We start from the raw sequence: 15911 nt of genomic DNA on the forward strand, positions 1-15911 counted from the left end.
CGATAGGGCCATTACAGGCAACACATCCCTCCAACCATGGCCAAACCAGTCAAGCAACTTGATGGCTTTGACCATTGCCGCCACCGCCCTTCGGCGCGAGTATTTACCCGCTCTTCACGGTTCCCCCACCCAATAAAAAGTACAGAGGGATTCTGGTCATGCGCGATTATTCGTCCGCCACGTCGCAGTTCGATTACCTGCACACCGTCAACGCCGCATTGCACGGCTCGCTCGAGGCGCTCAATGCCTGCGTCGAGTGTTGCGACCGGCATGCGCTGCCGGGGCGCATCGCCTTGTTCTGGGAGGGCCGTGACGGCAGCGAGGCCACCTGGACTTACCGCGACCTGCAGGACAACGCCGCGCGGTTCGCCAATTTCCTGCGCGCCCAAGGCGTCGGCAAGGGTGACAAAGTGGCCGGCCTGCTGCCGCGCACCGCTGAACTGCTGATCGTGGTCCTCGCCACCTGGCGTATCGGCGCGGTGTATCAACCGTTGTTCACTGCGTTCGGACCCAAGGCCATCGAGCACCGACTCGGCAGCTCAGGGGCGCGCATTGTCGTCACGGATGCCGTCAACCGTCCCAAGCTCAACGAAGTCGCCGGTTGCCCCACCGTCGTGACGGTCGGCGGCGAAAAGGGCCAGGGCATCGTGCGTGGCGACTACAGTTTCTGGGCCGAAGTGGCGAACCAATCCAACCAGTGCGAACCGCTGATGCTCACCGGTGAAGACCCGTTCCTGCTGATGTTTACCTCCGGCACCACGGGCCCTGCCAAGGCGCTGTCGGTGCCGCTCAAGGCCATCGTGGCGTTCCAGAGTTACACCCGTGACGCGGTGGACCTGCGTCCTGAAGACGCTTTCTGGAACGTCGCCGACCCGGGGTGGGCCTACGGCATCTATTTTGGCGTGACCGGACCGCTGGCCATGGGGCATCCGATCACCTTCTACGATGGCCCGTTCACCCTCGAAAGCACCTGCCGGATCATCAACAAATACGGCATCACCAACCTGACCGGCTCGCCCACGGCCTATCGCTTGTTGATCGCCGGCGGTGAGCAGTTCGCCCGCTCGATCAAGGGCAAGCTGCGCATCGTCAGCAGCGCCGGCGAGCCGTTGAACCCCGAGGTGATCCGGTGGTTTGCCGACAACCTTAACGTGGTGATCCATGACCATTACGGCCAGACCGAACTGGGCATGGTGCTGTGCAATCACCATGGGCTGGAACATCCCGTTCACCTGGGCGCGGCCGGTTTCGCCTCGCCGGGCCATCGCATCGTCGTGCTGGATGAAAACCAGCGCGAACTGGGCGTGGGCCAGCCGGGCATTCTCGCGGTGGACCGCAGCCAGTCGCCCATGTGCTGGTTCGCCGGTTACGAAGGCGGACCGACCAAGGCCTTCGTCGGCGATTACTACCTCAGTGGCGACACCGTGGAGCTGAACCCGGACGGCAGCATCAGCTTTGTCGGCCGCAGCGACGACGTGATCACTACCTCCGGTTACCGGGTCGGTCCGTTCGATGTGGAAAGCGCGCTGATCGAACACCCAGCCGTCGTGGAAGCGGCGGTAATCGGCAAGCCGGACCCGGAGCGTACCGAGTTGGTGAAGGCCTTCGTGGTGCTCAGCACCCAATACCGCGCCTCACCGGAGCTGGCCGAGGAGCTGCGCCTGCACGTGCGCCAGCGCCTGGCGGCCCATGCCTATCCCCGTGAAATCGAATTTGTCAGCGACTTGCCGAAAACCCCAAGCGGCAAGTTGCAGCGCTTTATCTTGCGCAACCAGGAAATCGCCAAGGTTCAAGAGACTTTGGCGCAGAACGTTTCAGCTTGAATCCAAGGAAACCATGATGCAGATCGACAACAAGATTTTCCTCGTCAGCGGCGGTGCTTCCGGCCTCGGCGCGGCCACCGGTGAAATGCTGGTCAAGGCCGGCGCCCAGGTGATGCTGGTGGACCTCAACGCCGACGCCGTAGCCGCCCAGGCGCAAAAACTGGGTTGCCAGAGCGTGGTGGCCGATATCAGCAACGAGGCGGCGGCTGAAGCGGCGGTCAAGGCCACGGTCGATGCGTTCGGTGGTCTGAATGGCTTGGTGAATTGCGCCGGTATCGTGCGCGGCGAAAAGATCCTCGGCAAGAACGGCCCCCACGCACTGGCCAGCTTCAGCCAAGTGATCAATGTCAACCTGATCGGTAGCTTCAACCTGCTGCGCCTGGCCGCCGCGGCCATTGCCGAAACCGAAGCCAACGCGGACGGCGAGCGCGGGGTGATCATCAATACGGCCTCGGTGGCGGCCTTCGACGGGCAGATCGGTCAGGCGGCTTATGCGGCCTCCAAAGGCGCCATCGCCAGCCTGACGTTGCCGGCCGCTCGTGAGTTGGCGCGCTTCGGTATTCGGGTAATGACCATCGCGCCGGGGATCTTCGAAACCCCGATGATGGCCGGCATGACCCCGGAAGTGCGCGATTCCCTGGCCGCCGGCGTGCCGTTCCCACCGCGCCTGGGCAAACCTTCCGAGTACGCGGCGCTGGTCAGGCATATCATTGAAAACAGCATGCTCAACGGCGAGGTGATCCGTCTCGACGGCGCCTTGCGTATGGCAGCCAAATAAGTCAGGAGGATTCATGATGTCCAGCGATCCTATTGTTATTGTCAGTGCCGTCCGCACCCCCATGGGCGGTTTCCAGGGCGAGCTGAAAAGCCTCACCGCGCCACAACTGGGTGCCGCCGCCATCAAGGCCGCCGTGGAGCGTGCCGGCGTCGCGCCGGGCGCGGTTGAAGAGGTGCTGTTCGGTTGTGTGCTCGCCGCCGGCCAAGGCCAAGCCCCGGCGCGTCAGGCCGCGCTGGGCGCCGGGCTCGACAAGTCGACCCGCTGCACCACGCTCAACAAGATGTGCGGTTCGGGCATGGAAGCGGCGATCCTGGCCCATGACATGCTCATCGCCGGCAGTGCCGAGGTGGTGGTGGCCGGTGGCATGGAGAGCATGTCCAACGCGCCGTACCTGCTGGACCGTGCCCGCGGTGGCTACCGCATGGGCCATGGCCGGGTGCTTGACCACATGTTCCTCGACGGCCTGGAAGACGCCTACGACAAAGGTCGGTTGATGGGGACCTTCGCCGAAGATTGCGCCGAGGCCAACGGTTTGAGTCGCGAGGCCCAGGACGCCTTCGCCATTGCTTCCACGACCCGCGCCCAGCAGGCGATCAAGGACGGCAGTTTCGACGCCGAGATCGTGCCGTTGCAAGTCATGGTCGGTAAGGAACAAGTGACCATTCGCCACGACGAACAACCGCCGAAAGCGCGGATCGATAAGATCGCCTCGCTCAAGCCGGCGTTCCGCGAGGGCGGCACGGTGACGGCAGCCAACGCCAGTTCCATTTCCGATGGCGCCGCCGCCCTGGTGCTGATGCGCCAAAGCCAGGCAGCCGAGCGTGGTCTCAAGCCGTTGGCGGTGATCCACGGTCACGCGGCGTTCGCCGATACCCCGAGCCTGTTTCCCACTGCGCCGATTGGTGCCGTGAAGAAATTGATGCAAAAGACCGGATGGTCGCTGGATCAAGTCGATCTGTTTGAAGTCAACGAAGCCTTCGCCGTGGTGGGGCTGGTGACCATGGCCAAGCTGGAAATCGCCCATGACAAGGTCAACGTCCACGGCGGTGCCTGTGCGTTGGGCCACCCGATTGGCGCGTCTGGTGCACGGATCCTGGTGACGCTGCTGTCGGCCCTGCGCCAGAAAGGCTTGAAGCGCGGCGTCGCGGCGATCTGCATCGGCGGCGGCGAAGCCACGGCCATGGCCGTCGAATGCCTGTATTAAGGAATCATCATGCTCCCGACTGAAGAACAGACCCAAATCCGTGACATGGCCCGGCAGTTCGCCGAGGAGCGGCTGAAACCGTTCGCCGCCGAATGGGACCGTGAGCACCGTTTCCCCCGGGAAGCCATCGGTGAAATGGCCGAACTGGGCTTTTTCGGCATGCTGGTGCCGGAGCAGTGGGGCGGTTGTGACACTGGTTACCTGGCCTATGCCATGACCCTGGAGGAAATCGCCGCCGGCGATGGCGCATGCTCGACCATCATGAGCGTGCACAATTCGGTGGGCTGCGTGCCGATCCTCAAGTTCGGCACCGATGAGCAGAAGGCGAAATTCCTCACGCCCCTGGCCAGCGGCGCGATGCTGGGCGCGTTCGCTCTGACCGAGCCCCAGGCCGGGTCGGACGCCAGCAGCCTCAAGACTCGGGCGCGGCTGGAGGGTGATCATTACGTGCTCAACGGTTGCAAGCAGTTCATCACCTCCGGGCAGAACGCTGGGGTGGTGATCGTGTTCGCGGTGACCGATCCGAGCGCCGGCAAGCGGGGCATCAGTGCCTTCATCGTGCCGACCGATTCGCCGGGCTACAGCGTGGCGCGGGTGGAAGATAAACTCGGCCAGCACGCGTCCGACACCTGCCAGATCCTGTTCGAGGATGTGAAGGTGCCGGTGGGCAATCGCCTGGGTGAGGAGGGCGAGGGCTACAAGATTGCCCTGGCCAACCTGGAAGGCGGCCGGGTGGGCATCGCGGCGCAAGCGGTGGGCATGGCCCGCGCCGCGTTCGAAGCGGCCCGGGACTATGCGCGGGAACGCTCCAGTTTCGGCAAGCCGATCATCGAGCATCAGGCCGTGGCGTTCCGCTTGGCGGACATGGCGACCCAGATCGCGGTGGCCCGGCAAATGGTGCATTACGCCGCCGCCCTGCGGGACAACGGCCAGCCAGCGTTGGTGGAAGCGTCCATGGCCAAGCTGTTCGCCTCGGAAATGGCCGAGAAGGTCTGCTCCATGGCGTTGCAGACGCTGGGCGGTTACGGTTACCTCAATGATTTCCCGCTGGAGCGTATCTACCGCGACGTGCGGGTCTGCCAGATCTATGAAGGCACCAGCGACATTCAGCGCATGGTCATTTCGCGCAATCTGTAGGAGCTGCCGCAGGCTGCGATCTTTTGATCTTGGTCTTTTCGTTCAGGAACCAATTGGCAGGAAAAGATCGCAGCCTTCGGCAGCTCCTACAGGGCATCGAGCCAAATACAACGCTTAACAGGAGTCCCGCATGAGCTACGAAACGATTTTATTGGAGATCAAGGACCGCGTCGGCCTGATCACCCTCAACCGTCCCCAGGCCTTGAACGCCTTGAATGCGCAGATCGTCAGCGAGCTGAACCAGGCCCTGGACAGCCTGGAGTCGGATCCGAAGATTGGCTGCATCGTGCTGACCGGCTCGAAAAAGGCCTTCGCCGCCGGGGCCGACATCAAGGAAATGGCTGAGCTGACGTACCCGCAAATCTACCTGGACGACCTGTTCAGCGACAGCGACCGTGTGGCCAACCGCCGCAAGCCGATCATCGCCGCGGTGAACGGTTTTGCCTTGGGCGGGGGCTGCGAGCTGGCGTTGATGTGTGATTTCATTCTGGCCGGGGACAACGCCAAGTTCGGCCAGCCGGAAATTAACCTCGGCGTACTGCCGGGCATGGGCGGCACCCAGCGCCTGACCCGTGCGGTGGGCAAGGCCAAGGCCATGGAAATGTGCCTGACCGGGCGTTTCATCGACGCGGTGGAAGCAGAGCGTTGCGGCATTGTCGCGCGGATCGTACCGGCCGATGAACTGCTGGACGATGCGCTGAAAACTGCAGCGTTGATCGCCTCCAAGTCGGTGCCCATTAGCATGATGGTCAAGGAAAGCGTCAACCGCGCCTTTGAAGTCAGCCTGTCCGAAGGCGTGCGTTTCGAGCGCCGGGTATTCCATGCGGCGTTTGCGACGCAGGACCAGAAGGAAGGCATGGCGGCCTTCGTGGCCAAGCGTGCGGCGGAGTTTCAGGGCAAGTAATGCGGCGTTGCTGTTGACGCTATCGCGAGCAGGCTCGCTCCCACAGTGGAACGGGGTGTACGCAGTATTTGCGTACGCCGCTGAACCTGTGGGAGCTGGGCTTGCCCGCGATAGCGGCGGAACATTCGGTATTGTTGTGACAGATGCATCGCTTTCGCGAGCAGGCTCGCTCCCACAGTGGATCGGGGGTGTGCGCAGCCTTTGTGTACGCCGCTGAACCTTGTGGGAGCGAGCTTGCTCGCGATGCTTTTCCTGCCGCTACACCAGGTAGTGTTTCAGTTCCCGGGCGATGACCATCCGCTGTATCTCGCTCGACCCTTCGTAGATCTGGGTAATCCGCGCATCGCGGTAGTAGCGTTCTACTGGGTAATCCTCGAGATACCCGTACCCGCCATGAATCTGTATGGCCGAGGAGCAGACCTTTTCGGCCATTTCCGAGGCGAACAGCTTGGCCTGGGAGGCTTCCGACAGGCACGGCTTGCCGGCGCTGCGCAGCCGGGCGGCGTGGAGGATGAGCAGGCGGGTGGCGTTGATGCGGGTGTGCATGTCGGCCAGCAGGTTGGCGATGCTCTGGTGCTCGATGATCGGCTTGTCGAACTGGACACGATCGCGGGCGTAGGCCAGCGCCGCTTCAAACGCTGCGCGGGCGATGCCCAGGGCTTGCGCCGCGATGCCGATGCGGCCGCCTTCCAGGTTGGACAGGGCAATGGCCAAGCCCTTGCCACGCGCGCCCAGCAGGTTGGCCTCGGGGATGGTGCAGTTGTTCAAGGTAACCGCACAGGTGTCTGAGGCGCGGATGCCCATTTTGTGTTCGGTGCGATCAACGATGAACCCCGGCGTATCGGTGGGCACCAGGAACGCCGAAATACCTTTTTTGCCCAGCTCCGGATCGGTCACGGCAAACACAATCGCCAGTTTCGCCCGCTTGCCGTTGCTGACGAACTGCTTGGCGCCATTGATCACCCACTGGCCATCGCGCAGTTCGGCCCGGGTGCGCAGGTTATGGGCTTCGGAACCGGCCTGGGGCTCGGTCAGGCAGAAGCAGCCAATGGCCTGGCCACTGGCGAGCTCCGCCAGCCACGTCTGCTTCTGTTCATCGGTGCCGAAATTCAGCACCGGCCCGCAACCCACCGAGTTGTGGATGCTCATCAGCGCCCCGGTGGCACCGTCGCCCGCGGAGATTTCCTCCACCGCCAGGGCATAGGCCACGTAGTCGACATAAGTGCCGCCCCATTCTTCCGGCACCACCATCCCCAACAGGCCCAGTTCGCCCATCTTCGCCACCAGGCCGTCGTCGATCCAGCCGGCTTTTTCCCAGGCCTGGGCATGGGGGGCGATTTCACCACGGGCGAAGTCCCGGGCCATGTCGCGGATCATCACTTGTTCTTCGGTCAGTTCGAGGTCGTGCATGGCTCAGTTCCCGTGGTCGTCGAAGCCGTCGAAGAAACTCGCCACATGGTCGGCGTCCAGCGCCTCCAGGGTCGGCGGGTTCCAGCGCGGGTGCTTGTCTTTGTCGATCAGCAAGGCGCGCACGCCTTCGATCAGGTCTCCGCGTTCGAACCATTGCCGGTCCAGGTGCAGCTCCAGGGCAAAACAGTCTTCCAGGCTCAAATGCCGGCCGCGCCGCAGCATTTGCAAGGTCACGGCCATGGCCAGGGGCGAGCGGCTGTCCAGCAGGTCGGCGGTCTTCACCGCCCATTCATGGCTGTTGGCGACGGTGACCTGGCGCAACTGCTCGACCATGCTCGGTACGTCGGGCAGGGCAAAGAAATGGTCGATGGCTGGGCGCAAGTCGGCCAGGGGCGGGGCAGGGAGCTGTTGCTGGCCGAGTTTGGCCAGTAGGCTTTGCAGATCCTTGAGCGGCGTGTCGTGCCATTCCAACCGATCGAGACGCTCGTCCAGTTGCTTGAGCTTGCGGCTGTCGAGGTACCAGTCGGCGAGCCCGCAGTACAACGCGTCGGCGGCGCGGATCTGTACGCCGCTGACCCCCAGGTAGATCCCCAGCTCACCGGGAATGCGCGGCAGGAAATAACTGCCGCCGACGTCGGGGAAATAACCGATGGCGACTTCTGGCATGCCCAGGCGACTGCGTTCGGTCACGACCCGCAGGTCGGCGCCTTGCACCAGGCCCATGCCGCCGCCCAGCACGAAGCCGTCCATCAAGGCGAGGATTGGTTTGCGGTAGTGGTGGATCGTCAGGTCGAGGGCGTATTCCTCGACGAAGAAATCTTCATGCAAGGTATCGCCTTGTTTGTGACTGTCGTAGAGCGAGCGGATATCACCGCCGGCGCAGAACGCTTTGTCACCGGCGCCACGCATTACCACGGCACGGATCTGTGGGTCGAGTGCCCACGTGTCGAGTTGTTGCTGCAAGCTGCGCACCATGCCCAGGGTCAGGGCATTGAGGCCGGCGGGGCGGTTCAGGGTCAAGTGGCCAACGTGATTGCGAACGTCGACCAGCACCTCATGGGCCACGGCTTCGATGGTTTCCGCAGCTTGGGATGAAACCTGAGCTGTCATCGCTAACTCCCTGCTTTTATTGTTTTTTATGAATTGTGTCGCGCGTACCCGATCAGGATCGTACCAGTGCAAATTTGCCTTGCACAACCGGGATACGTGCAGGTCCTGTCTGCATATTTATAGCAGCCACAGGCTCAACCGCGACTTGAAAGGACCTCCGTGATGCTGCGGCGCTTGGCATTTCGCTCGCTGACGTGGATGAGTTGTTCCAGATCTTCCGGGGTGACGTCGAAGAATGCCTCCATTTCCGCCAAGGCCAATTTCAGGTCTTCGGCGGTGATGGCCTGGCGGTCGACGGGAGGGTGGTCAGCCGGTATGACGGCCACCGGTTCGCTGGCGCGCTTGGGATAGCGCACCCGCGTCAGGTTGTTGTAGGCCAGGGCAAAGGTGAGCAACCCGGAACCGGCCAGCATGGCCGCGCCAACCGCCTGCCAGTCCAGGGCAACGATAGACGGATCCGCCAGCACTAAGGTCGCCGCCAAGGCACCGGCCGGCGGATGCAGGCAACGCAGCCAGCACATCAGCACCAGCGCCATGCCGGCCGCCAGGCAGGCGCTGCCCAGCGTACGCCCCAATACATGGGCCACCAGCAGCGCCACGACCGACGCACACAGGTAACCGCCGACAATCGACCACGGCTGGGCGAGGGCACCCGATGACACGGCAAACAACAGCACGGCCGAAGCACCGAGGGGGCCGATCAGGTGTTGTGCCACCTCCAGGCCAAAGACCTGGCCACATAGCCAGACACTGAACAGGGTCCCCAATGCCATGCCGATGGCGGCGCGGCTCCATTCGGTGGGACGGGTATTGATAGCGGCGGGGATCCAGCGAGAAAGCATTAAGCGAAAATCCAAAAAACGAACAAAAAAAAGGGGCTTACGGGGAGATCCCAGAAAGCCCTTTAAGTGTTCCAACAGTTGGGGGAGGAACGGTGCACAGTGTGCCGGTCACAACCCTCGCTTACAAATTCATATTAATGCTGCTTGAGTGCATTAATTTTGAGGTAACGATCGCGCTCAAGCACTTCTGGAGGCTGGGAACCAGGTCTGCTGGGCAATGGGCAGGCCGCGGGATTGCCCGCGGCCCATCGGGAAATAGGTGAAGCCCTTGTCGGCCATGCGGTCCGGGTCAAACAGGTTGCGACCGTCGAAAATCACCGGGGCCTTGAGCCGCTGCCGGAGCAGGTCGAAGTCCGGCGCCTTGAAGGGCTGCCATTCGGTGCAGATGACCAGCGCGTCGGCGCCCGGCAACACCGATTCCGGCGTGCCCATCAACATGAGTCGGGTCTCGTCGGGGTAGAGCAGTTGCGTCTGCTGCATCGCCTCCGGGTCATATGCACGGACGCTGGCCCCCGCGGCCCAGAGCGACTCCAGCAGGGTGCGGCTCGGAGCATCGCGCATGTCGTCGGTGTTGGGCTTGAAGGCCAGGCCCCACAGCGCGAACGTCTTGCCGCGCAGGTCGCCCTGGTAGAACGCGTTGATCCGTTCGAACAGTTTGTGCTTCTGCCGCCCGTTGATGGCTTCCACCGCTTGCAGCAAGTCGCTGGAACAATGGGCCTGCTCGGCGGTGTGGATCAAGGCGCGCATGTCCTTGGGAAAGCACGAGCCGCCGTAGCCGCATCCCGGGTAGATGAAGTGGTAGCCGATGCGCGAGTCGGCGCCGATGCCCAGGCGTACGGACTCGATGTCGGCCCCCAGGTGTTCGGCCAGTTCGGCGATCTGGTTGATGAAGCTGATCTTGGTCGCCAGCATGCCGTTGGCGGCGTATTTGGTCAGTTCGGCGCTGCGCAGGTCCATGAACAGGATCCGGTCGTGGTTGCGGTTGAACGGCGCGTACAGGTCACGCATGGTTTCGCGCACTTCATCGCGCTCGCAGCCGATCACGATGCGGTCCGGACGACGGCAATCGGCGACCGCCGAGCCTTCCTTGAGAAATTCCGGGTTGGAGACGATATCGAACTGCAGCAAGCGACTGGCCTTGAGCAGGCATTTGTCGATGTGCGCTCGCAGAACGTCGCCAGTGCCCACCGGCACGGTGGATTTCTCCACCACAATGAGCGGTTGCTCGCGGTAGCGGGCGACGGCCTCGCCAACGGCCAGGACCTGGCTCAGATCTGCGCTGCCATCGTCCCGGGAGGGTGTGCCCACCGCGATAAACAACACCTGGCCGTGTTGCACGGCAAGTTGTTCGTCACAGGTGAAGTGCAAGCGCCCGGCCTCCAGCCCTTCACGCACCAGCGCGGCCAGGCCGGGCTCGAAAATGCTCACCTGGCCTTGCCGCAGGCTGTCGACCTTGCGCTCGTCGATGTCCATGCACACCACGTCATGGCCCACTTCGGCCAACACGGCGGCTTGTACCAACCCTACGTAACCACTTCCGAATACACTGATCTTCATGGCGGATTCCCTGGATCATTCCGAGTGGGCGACCTGCACAACCTGCGTTCGCCGCAGTGCGCTGGGCTCAGAATAAGTCGGGGATATTGCAGTTCACTTACAGCCCGCTGAAGTCTTGCACCGCCAAGCGGTACGCTGCGGGCAGTTGCGCAACGAACTCGCCAACCACTTCCCGGGTCAGGCTGACGATGTCTTCCACTCGCTCCATGCCGGCACCGGTTCGCCAACTGGCGACGATGTCCATGACCGAGGGCAGTGGCACACCATCCACCAACGTCAAGGTGCCTTGGGCCAGTTCACCGACCACCAGCGCCGCGGGCATGGCGCCAATGCCGAAGCCGTCGCGAACCAGGCGGGTGATGGCCGATGCCGAGTTCACGCAGTTGATGCGTGGCGAGACGATGTTGGCCGAGTGCAGCAGATTGAGGATGTCCTGGTGGGGCCTTGAGTTGCGCGAGAAGGTCACGATGCGTTCCTGGGACAAATCTTCCAGCGACCCATAGGCGCGTTCGTAGGCGGAGCCGGTGCGTACCACCCAGTGCATCGGATAACGGGTCAGCACTGCGTTGCGCACGCTGTCCAGGCGCAGGATGTCGGTCTGGAAAATGATGTCCTGGTAGCCTTTTTCCAGTTGTGAGCAGAGGTTGCTCGCGGTGTCGGCCGACAGTTCGATTTCCAGGGCCGGGTAGCATTCCATCAGGCGTGTGACCAAGGGGCTGAGCCAGGTGTGGATCACCGTATCCATCGCACCGATGCGGATCCGGCCGCGCACCTGGCGCGGATCCTTGATCGCGGCTCTCATGCTTTGCATGGTATCCATGATGCGCTCGGCGTATTCCAGCACGCGCTGGCCTTCGGAGGTCAGCGACACCCCTTTGGAATCGCGCACGAACAGCCGCACACCCATTTCGTCCTCCAGGGCGGCGATCCGGCTGGAAATGGACGCCTGGGTGGTGAACAGCTTCTCCGCGGTGAGGCGAAAGCTCTTCAGGCGGGCCACCCAGACGAAGGTTTCGAGAAACTTGATGTTCACTTGGGGCGGTTCCTTGGCGCAGTCATGGAAAGCATGGAAACTGTGGCGAGAGGAGTCACCCCCCACAGGGAAGTCTCCTCCCGCAGTCGCTAGGCAGGTTTCATATTCTTCACTGCCCGGCATTAGTCATATACAAGACCACTTCTTGCAACTCATGCAGATCCGGCACGTTATCGACAGCCGCTTCCGGCCGGCACCACGGATAGTCCAGCCTCGATGCCCAGGCCATGATCATCGGCAGATCGGTCGCCGGCAGGGTCTTCATGTGTTCAATGGTGATGGTCAATCCCTCGGCCAGTCGCGACTGCGAATCGAAGTGCCAGTCATACAGGCCACAACCGACCCGCGCCTCGCCACTGCTCTTGTCCGACATCGCCACCAGCCATTTGCACTGGAACGCTTCGGCGTCTACTGGCGGTGGCGCGGCCAGGCAGAACGTGTAGACGTTTTCGAAGGCCTGGCCGAAGCGACTGACCAGCACATCGCCAATGGCGGTACGGCCTTCAACGTGACCAGGAAACGTGATGGAGCCGGTGCGCACGACCATGTCCAGAATAGCAGTCGGCGTAAAGGCCTGGTCCAGCAGGTGCGGGCGGTTGCCGTCCTTGGCATTGATGTACTGTTGAATCGATTGCTGAGCCGTGTTCATCGTGTATCCCTTCAGATTGTCATTCGTGGCTTACAAATCACTGTTCCACAAGTCCGTCACCAGCATGCAGCCCGGGGCGTGGGTGATGCACAACGGTGGGCGCGAGGCCTGGATCACCGATTGAGGCGTCACGCCGCAGGCCCAGAAGACCGGGATTTCGTCGGCTTCCACTGGCACGGCGTCGCCGTAATCCGGCGTGTCCAGGGATTGAATGCCGATCAGTGACGGATCGCCGATATGCACTGGAGCACCGTGGACGTTGGGCATGCGTCCGGTGATCTGGATCGCCTGGATGGCCGCGGCGGCCTTCATCGGCCGCATGGTCACCACCATCTTGCCAGACAGTCGGGCGGTGGGGCGCGTGTCGATGTTGGTCTGGAACATCGCCACATTGCGCCCCAGTTCAATGTGCCGCAAACGGATGCCGGCCTCCAGCAACGGTTGCTCGAAGGAGAATGAGCAACCGAGGGCGAAGGCCACCAGGTCGTCCTGCCACAAGTGTTCGATGTCCAGGGGCGATTCGTTCAACTCGCCGTTGCGGTAGACCCGGTATTGAGGCACTTCATGACGGATATCGATGGCGGCACCCAGGTTGCGAAAGAACGGGTCCCCTGGCTCGGTCACGTCCAGCACCGGGCAGGCCTGGCGGTTGAGGGTGCAGTAGCGCAGGAATTCATTGGCCCAGTCGCCGGGCAGAATCACGATATTGGCTTGCACGCGACCTTGGCCCAGGCCGCTGGTATGGCCTTGGTATTGGCCGGCGGCGATGCTTTGGCGCAGGGCAACGGGTGAGCATTGTTGTAATTGTTCGAAGGACGTCATCACGGGTTCTCCAAGTGGTCGTTCGCTACTTTGGGAACAGCGTGGCGATGACGTCCAACAAGGAATATTGGTACCCCGCGACAACTAAAAGTTATTCGAGAGGCGCTTGGCTGTTCAGTCCGGGGGCCGCCACCATGCGCAATGGCCCGACATCGACGGCGTACTGGCTGACCACCTGACGGCTCATCTGGACGATGTTTTCGATCAACTCCAGGCCGACGCCAGCGCGCCAGGACGCCACGACGTCCAGTTGGGGCAGGGCGGTGCCGGGGTCGAGTTGGATCAATTCGCCACTGGCCAGGGGCTTGGCCACCAGCGCGGCCGGCAAGGCGCCGATGCCGAAGCCGTCGCGAATCAGCCGGGTCATGGCCGAGACCGAATTGACGCAACTGACCCGCGGCGCACTCACGCCGTGGGCGTACAGCAGGTTGAGCACGTCCTGGTGCGGACGCGAATGCTTGACGAAGGTGATGATGCGCTCGCCGGCCATCTCCACCAGCGACGCATAGGGCCGGGCATAGATCGATTGGCTCGCGGCGATCCAGTGCATGGGGTAGTGGCCCAGTTCCAGGTTGCGCACGCTTTCGTGGCGGACCAGATCGGTCTGGAACACGATGTCCAGGTAGCCTTTCTGCAATTGCTCACAGAGGTTGCGCGCGGCATCGGCGGTGATTTCGATTTCCACGGCGGGGAAGGCTTGCATCAGCATCGACATCAGCGGGCTGAGCCAAGTGTGTATAACCGTATCCATCACGCCGATGCGCACCAGGCCTTGCTGCGGACTGCTAGTGTCCAGGGACTGTTTCAATGCGCGCTGGACGTCGAGCATTTGTTCGGCGTAGTCGAGCACCTTGAGGCCTTCGGGTGTCAATGAGACCCCGCGCGAATCCCGCACGAACAGGCGCAGGCCCAACTCTTCTTCCAGCGAGGCGATCCGGCTCGAGATCGCCGCCTGGGTGCTGAACATCTTCTCGGCGGTGAGGCTGAAGCTTTGCAGCCGGGCAACCCAGACGAAGGTTTCGAGGAATTTGAGGTTCATGGAGGCTCTCTGGGTGCGTGTGGTTCTTATGGTTGCAATTGTTACTCCAGATCGAGCCATCGGGCGCATCAAATTTTCTTATGACCGATCCGGCTTTTTTCCCGTTTGACGCTGCGCCGATTCGACACAAAGAATCCGCTCCACGACGCAAGCCCACTGCGCCGGCATCCCCATGACAACAATAACGAGGCGTGCGCAGAGCCCCTGGAGGGGTCGCTCGCGCCCATAAAAGGAGCGCGCCATGCAACACGCCACATTCCCTCGACGGACCTGGACCTCAGCGGGCACCTTGCTCGGCCTGAGCCTGATCGGCGTGCCGAACGCCCAGGCCGATTTCATCGCCGACAGCAAAGGCAACCTGGAGGCTCGCAACTTCTACTTCAACCGCGACTTCCGCCAGGACGGCGCACGGGACAAGGCCGAGGAATGGGCCCAGGGTTTCCTGCTGCGAATGGAATCGGGATACACCGCCGGAACCGTGGGTTTCGGCCTCGATGCCTTGGGCATGGCCGGTTTCAAACTGGATTCCGGCGGCGGCACGGCGGGCACCAATCTGTTGCCGGCGGATCTGTCGGGCGGTTCCCAGGACCGTTATGGCGAACTGGGCCTGACCGCCAAGATGCGCCTGTCCAAGAGCACCTTGAAGCTGGGCACGTTGCAGATCAAGGACCCGGCGGTGAGTTCCAACGACACGCGCCTGTTGCCGGGCACGTTCAAGGGCGGCTTGCTGAGCGTGCAGGAAATCGATCGCTTGAAGCTGACCGCCGGGCAACTCACCCAGATCAACTTTGTCGACTCCACCGACTACCAGGACATGACCGCCAACCGCATGGGCGGCAGCAGCGACAGGTTTCAGTTCGCCGGGGCGGACTATCAGTTCCTGCCGAACCTCGCGGCGCAATACCGCTATAGCCAGTTGGAAGACATCTACCAGCAAAACTACCTCGGGTTCGTCCACACCCTGGACCTGGGCGCAGGGCAGTCATTCAAGAGTGACGTGCGTTATTCGCGCAGTACCGAAGACGGCAGTTTCCGCGAACTCGACAACCAGGCTTTCGGCGCCTTGTTCACCTACAGCCTGGCGGGTCATGCGTTGGGCCTGGGCTACCAGCGCATGAGCGGTGACGATCCGTTCCCCTACATCGGCCGCAGCGATCCGTACCTGGTCAACTTCGTGCAGATCGGCGATTTCGCCAACATCGACGAGCGTTCCTGGCAAGCGCGTTATGACTACAACTTTGCCGCCATTGGCGTACCCGGGTTGACCTTCATGACCCGCTACATCACTGGCGACAACGTCCAGCGCAGCACCCCGGGCGAAGGCAAGGAGTGGGAGCGCAACACCGATATTGCCTATGTGGTGCAAGACGGCAGGTTGAAAGGGCTGGGCTTGAAATGGCGCAACGCGACGGTGCGCTCGAATTTTGGCAATGACCTGGATGAGAATCGGTTGATCGTTAGCTACACCGTGGCGCTTTGGTAAGACCTCCCAACCTGTGGCGAGGGAGCTTGCTCCCGCTCGGCGGCGCAGCCGTCGTAAAAAACTGCCAACCGTATTTTCCTGATGCATTGGTTTGGGTTTGGGGCTGCTGCGCAGCCCAGC

The 15911-nt window shown here is 62.4% G+C and carries 14 protein-coding genes; 6 read left to right on the top strand and 8 right to left on the bottom strand.

Features of this window, described 5'->3' with window-relative positions; translation table 11 throughout:
- Positions 1-158 precede the first annotated feature (158 nt).
- From ACLH0I_RS15270 to ACLH0I_RS15290, 5 genes are all read left to right on the top strand, one after another.
- The gene (locus tag ACLH0I_RS15270) at positions 159-1823 is read left to right on the top strand and encodes an AMP-binding protein (RefSeq protein ID WP_411384629.1); all 1665 of its coding nucleotides are present in this window, start codon (positions 159-161) and stop codon (positions 1821-1823) included.
- 16 nt (positions 1824-1839) lie between these two features.
- A complete protein-coding gene (locus tag ACLH0I_RS15275) occupies positions 1840-2601 on the top strand; it encodes an SDR family NAD(P)-dependent oxidoreductase (protein WP_186705581.1) in 762 nt (253 codons plus the stop codon).
- Positions 2602-2617: 16 nt separating this feature from the next.
- Positions 2618-3805 (top strand): acetyl-CoA C-acyltransferase, encoded by a 1188-nt coding sequence (locus ACLH0I_RS15280; RefSeq protein ID WP_411384630.1) that lies wholly within the window; start codon positions 2618-2620, stop codon positions 3803-3805.
- A gap of 9 nt (positions 3806-3814) precedes the next feature.
- Positions 3815-4942 (top strand): acyl-CoA dehydrogenase, encoded by a 1128-nt coding sequence (locus ACLH0I_RS15285; protein ID WP_250963739.1) that lies wholly within the window; start codon positions 3815-3817, stop codon positions 4940-4942.
- A gap of 130 nt (positions 4943-5072) precedes the next feature.
- Entirely contained in the window at positions 5073-5846 is a 774-nt protein-coding gene (locus ACLH0I_RS15290) for an enoyl-CoA hydratase (protein WP_411384631.1), read from the top strand.
- Positions 5847-6104: 258 nt separating this feature from the next.
- On the opposite strand, the gene ACLH0I_RS15295 is transcribed toward ACLH0I_RS15290, so the two are convergent.
- The 8 genes from ACLH0I_RS15295 to ACLH0I_RS15330 all read right to left on the bottom strand — a co-directional run bounded on the left by ACLH0I_RS15295 (position 6105) and on the right by ACLH0I_RS15330 (position 14308).
- Positions 6105-7256, bottom strand: a complete 1152-nt coding sequence (locus tag ACLH0I_RS15295; RefSeq protein ID WP_411384632.1) for an acyl-CoA dehydrogenase family protein — start codon at positions 7254-7256, stop codon at positions 6105-6107.
- Positions 7257-7259: 3 nt separating this feature from the next.
- Positions 7260-8366, bottom strand: a complete 1107-nt coding sequence (locus ACLH0I_RS15300; RefSeq protein WP_411384633.1) for an enoyl-CoA hydratase/isomerase family protein — start codon at positions 8364-8366, stop codon at positions 7260-7262.
- Positions 8367-8500: 134 nt separating this feature from the next.
- Positions 8501-9208, bottom strand: coding sequence for an HPP family protein (locus ACLH0I_RS15305; protein WP_411384634.1), 708 nt, complete (start codon positions 9206-9208; stop codon positions 8501-8503).
- Between the two features lie 177 nt (positions 9209-9385).
- The gene (locus ACLH0I_RS15310; RefSeq protein ID WP_411384635.1) at positions 9386-10765 is read right to left on the bottom strand and encodes a UDP-glucose dehydrogenase family protein; all 1380 of its coding nucleotides are present in this window, start codon (positions 10763-10765) and stop codon (positions 9386-9388) included.
- Between the two features lie 97 nt (positions 10766-10862).
- Entirely contained in the window at positions 10863-11798 is a 936-nt protein-coding gene (locus tag ACLH0I_RS15315; protein ID WP_411384636.1) for a LysR family transcriptional regulator, read from the bottom strand.
- A 109-nt stretch (positions 11799-11907) separates the two neighbouring features.
- A complete protein-coding gene (locus ACLH0I_RS15320) occupies positions 11908-12447 on the bottom strand; it encodes a hypothetical protein (RefSeq protein WP_411384637.1) in 540 nt (179 codons plus the stop codon).
- Positions 12448-12477: 30 nt separating this feature from the next.
- Positions 12478-13269, bottom strand: coding sequence for a putative hydro-lyase (locus ACLH0I_RS15325; protein WP_411384638.1), 792 nt, complete (start codon positions 13267-13269; stop codon positions 12478-12480).
- Positions 13270-13360: 91 nt separating this feature from the next.
- Positions 13361-14308 carry a LysR family transcriptional regulator gene (locus ACLH0I_RS15330; protein WP_186705595.1) on the bottom strand — a complete coding sequence of 316 codons (948 nt, stop codon included), beginning with the start codon at positions 14306-14308 and terminating at the stop codon, positions 13361-13363.
- Between the two features lie 241 nt (positions 14309-14549).
- Between ACLH0I_RS15330 and ACLH0I_RS15335 the strand changes: the two genes are divergently transcribed.
- Positions 14550-15791: an OprD family porin gene (locus ACLH0I_RS15335; RefSeq protein ID WP_411384639.1), complete on the top strand. Its 1242-nt coding sequence runs from the start codon at positions 14550-14552 to the stop codon at positions 15789-15791.
- Positions 15792-15911 lie beyond the last annotated feature (120 nt).

Source organism: Pseudomonas sp. MPB03, from assembly GCF_046605385.1.
In the GTDB taxonomy this organism is placed as follows: Bacteria; Pseudomonadota; Gammaproteobacteria; order Pseudomonadales; family Pseudomonadaceae; genus Aquipseudomonas; species Aquipseudomonas zanjanensis.

Excerpts from the sequence above, each read along its gene's own strand:
- ACLH0I_RS15270 (WP_411384629.1), top strand. The coding sequence starts at position 159 with ATGCGCGATTATTCGTCCGCCACGTCGCAGTTCGATTACCTGCACACC.
- ACLH0I_RS15275 (WP_186705581.1), top strand. The coding sequence starts at position 1,840 with ATGCAGATCGACAACAAGATTTTCCTCGTCAGCGGCGGTGCTTCCGGC.
- ACLH0I_RS15280 (WP_411384630.1), top strand. The coding sequence starts at position 2,618 with ATGTCCAGCGATCCTATTGTTATTGTCAGTGCCGTCCGCACCCCCATG.
- ACLH0I_RS15285 (WP_250963739.1), top strand. The coding sequence starts at position 3,815 with ATGCTCCCGACTGAAGAACAGACCCAAATCCGTGACATGGCCCGGCAG.
- ACLH0I_RS15290 (WP_411384631.1), top strand. The coding sequence starts at position 5,073 with ATGAGCTACGAAACGATTTTATTGGAGATCAAGGACCGCGTCGGCCTG.
- ACLH0I_RS15295 (WP_411384632.1), bottom strand. The coding sequence starts at position 7,256 with ATGCACGACCTCGAACTGACCGAAGAACAAGTGATGATCCGCGACATG.
- ACLH0I_RS15300 (WP_411384633.1), bottom strand. The coding sequence starts at position 8,366 with ATGACAGCTCAGGTTTCATCCCAAGCTGCGGAAACCATCGAAGCCGTG.
- ACLH0I_RS15305 (WP_411384634.1), bottom strand. The coding sequence starts at position 9,208 with ATGCTTTCTCGCTGGATCCCCGCCGCTATCAATACCCGTCCCACCGAA.
- ACLH0I_RS15310 (WP_411384635.1), bottom strand. The coding sequence starts at position 10,765 with ATGAAGATCAGTGTATTCGGAAGTGGTTACGTAGGGTTGGTACAAGCC.
- ACLH0I_RS15320 (WP_411384637.1), bottom strand. The coding sequence starts at position 12,447 with ATGAACACGGCTCAGCAATCGATTCAACAGTACATCAATGCCAAGGAC.
- ACLH0I_RS15325 (WP_411384638.1), bottom strand. The coding sequence starts at position 13,269 with ATGACGTCCTTCGAACAATTACAACAATGCTCACCCGTTGCCCTGCGC.
- ACLH0I_RS15330 (WP_186705595.1), bottom strand. The coding sequence starts at position 14,308 with ATGAACCTCAAATTCCTCGAAACCTTCGTCTGGGTTGCCCGGCTGCAA.
- ACLH0I_RS15335 (WP_411384639.1), top strand. The coding sequence starts at position 14,550 with ATGCAACACGCCACATTCCCTCGACGGACCTGGACCTCAGCGGGCACC.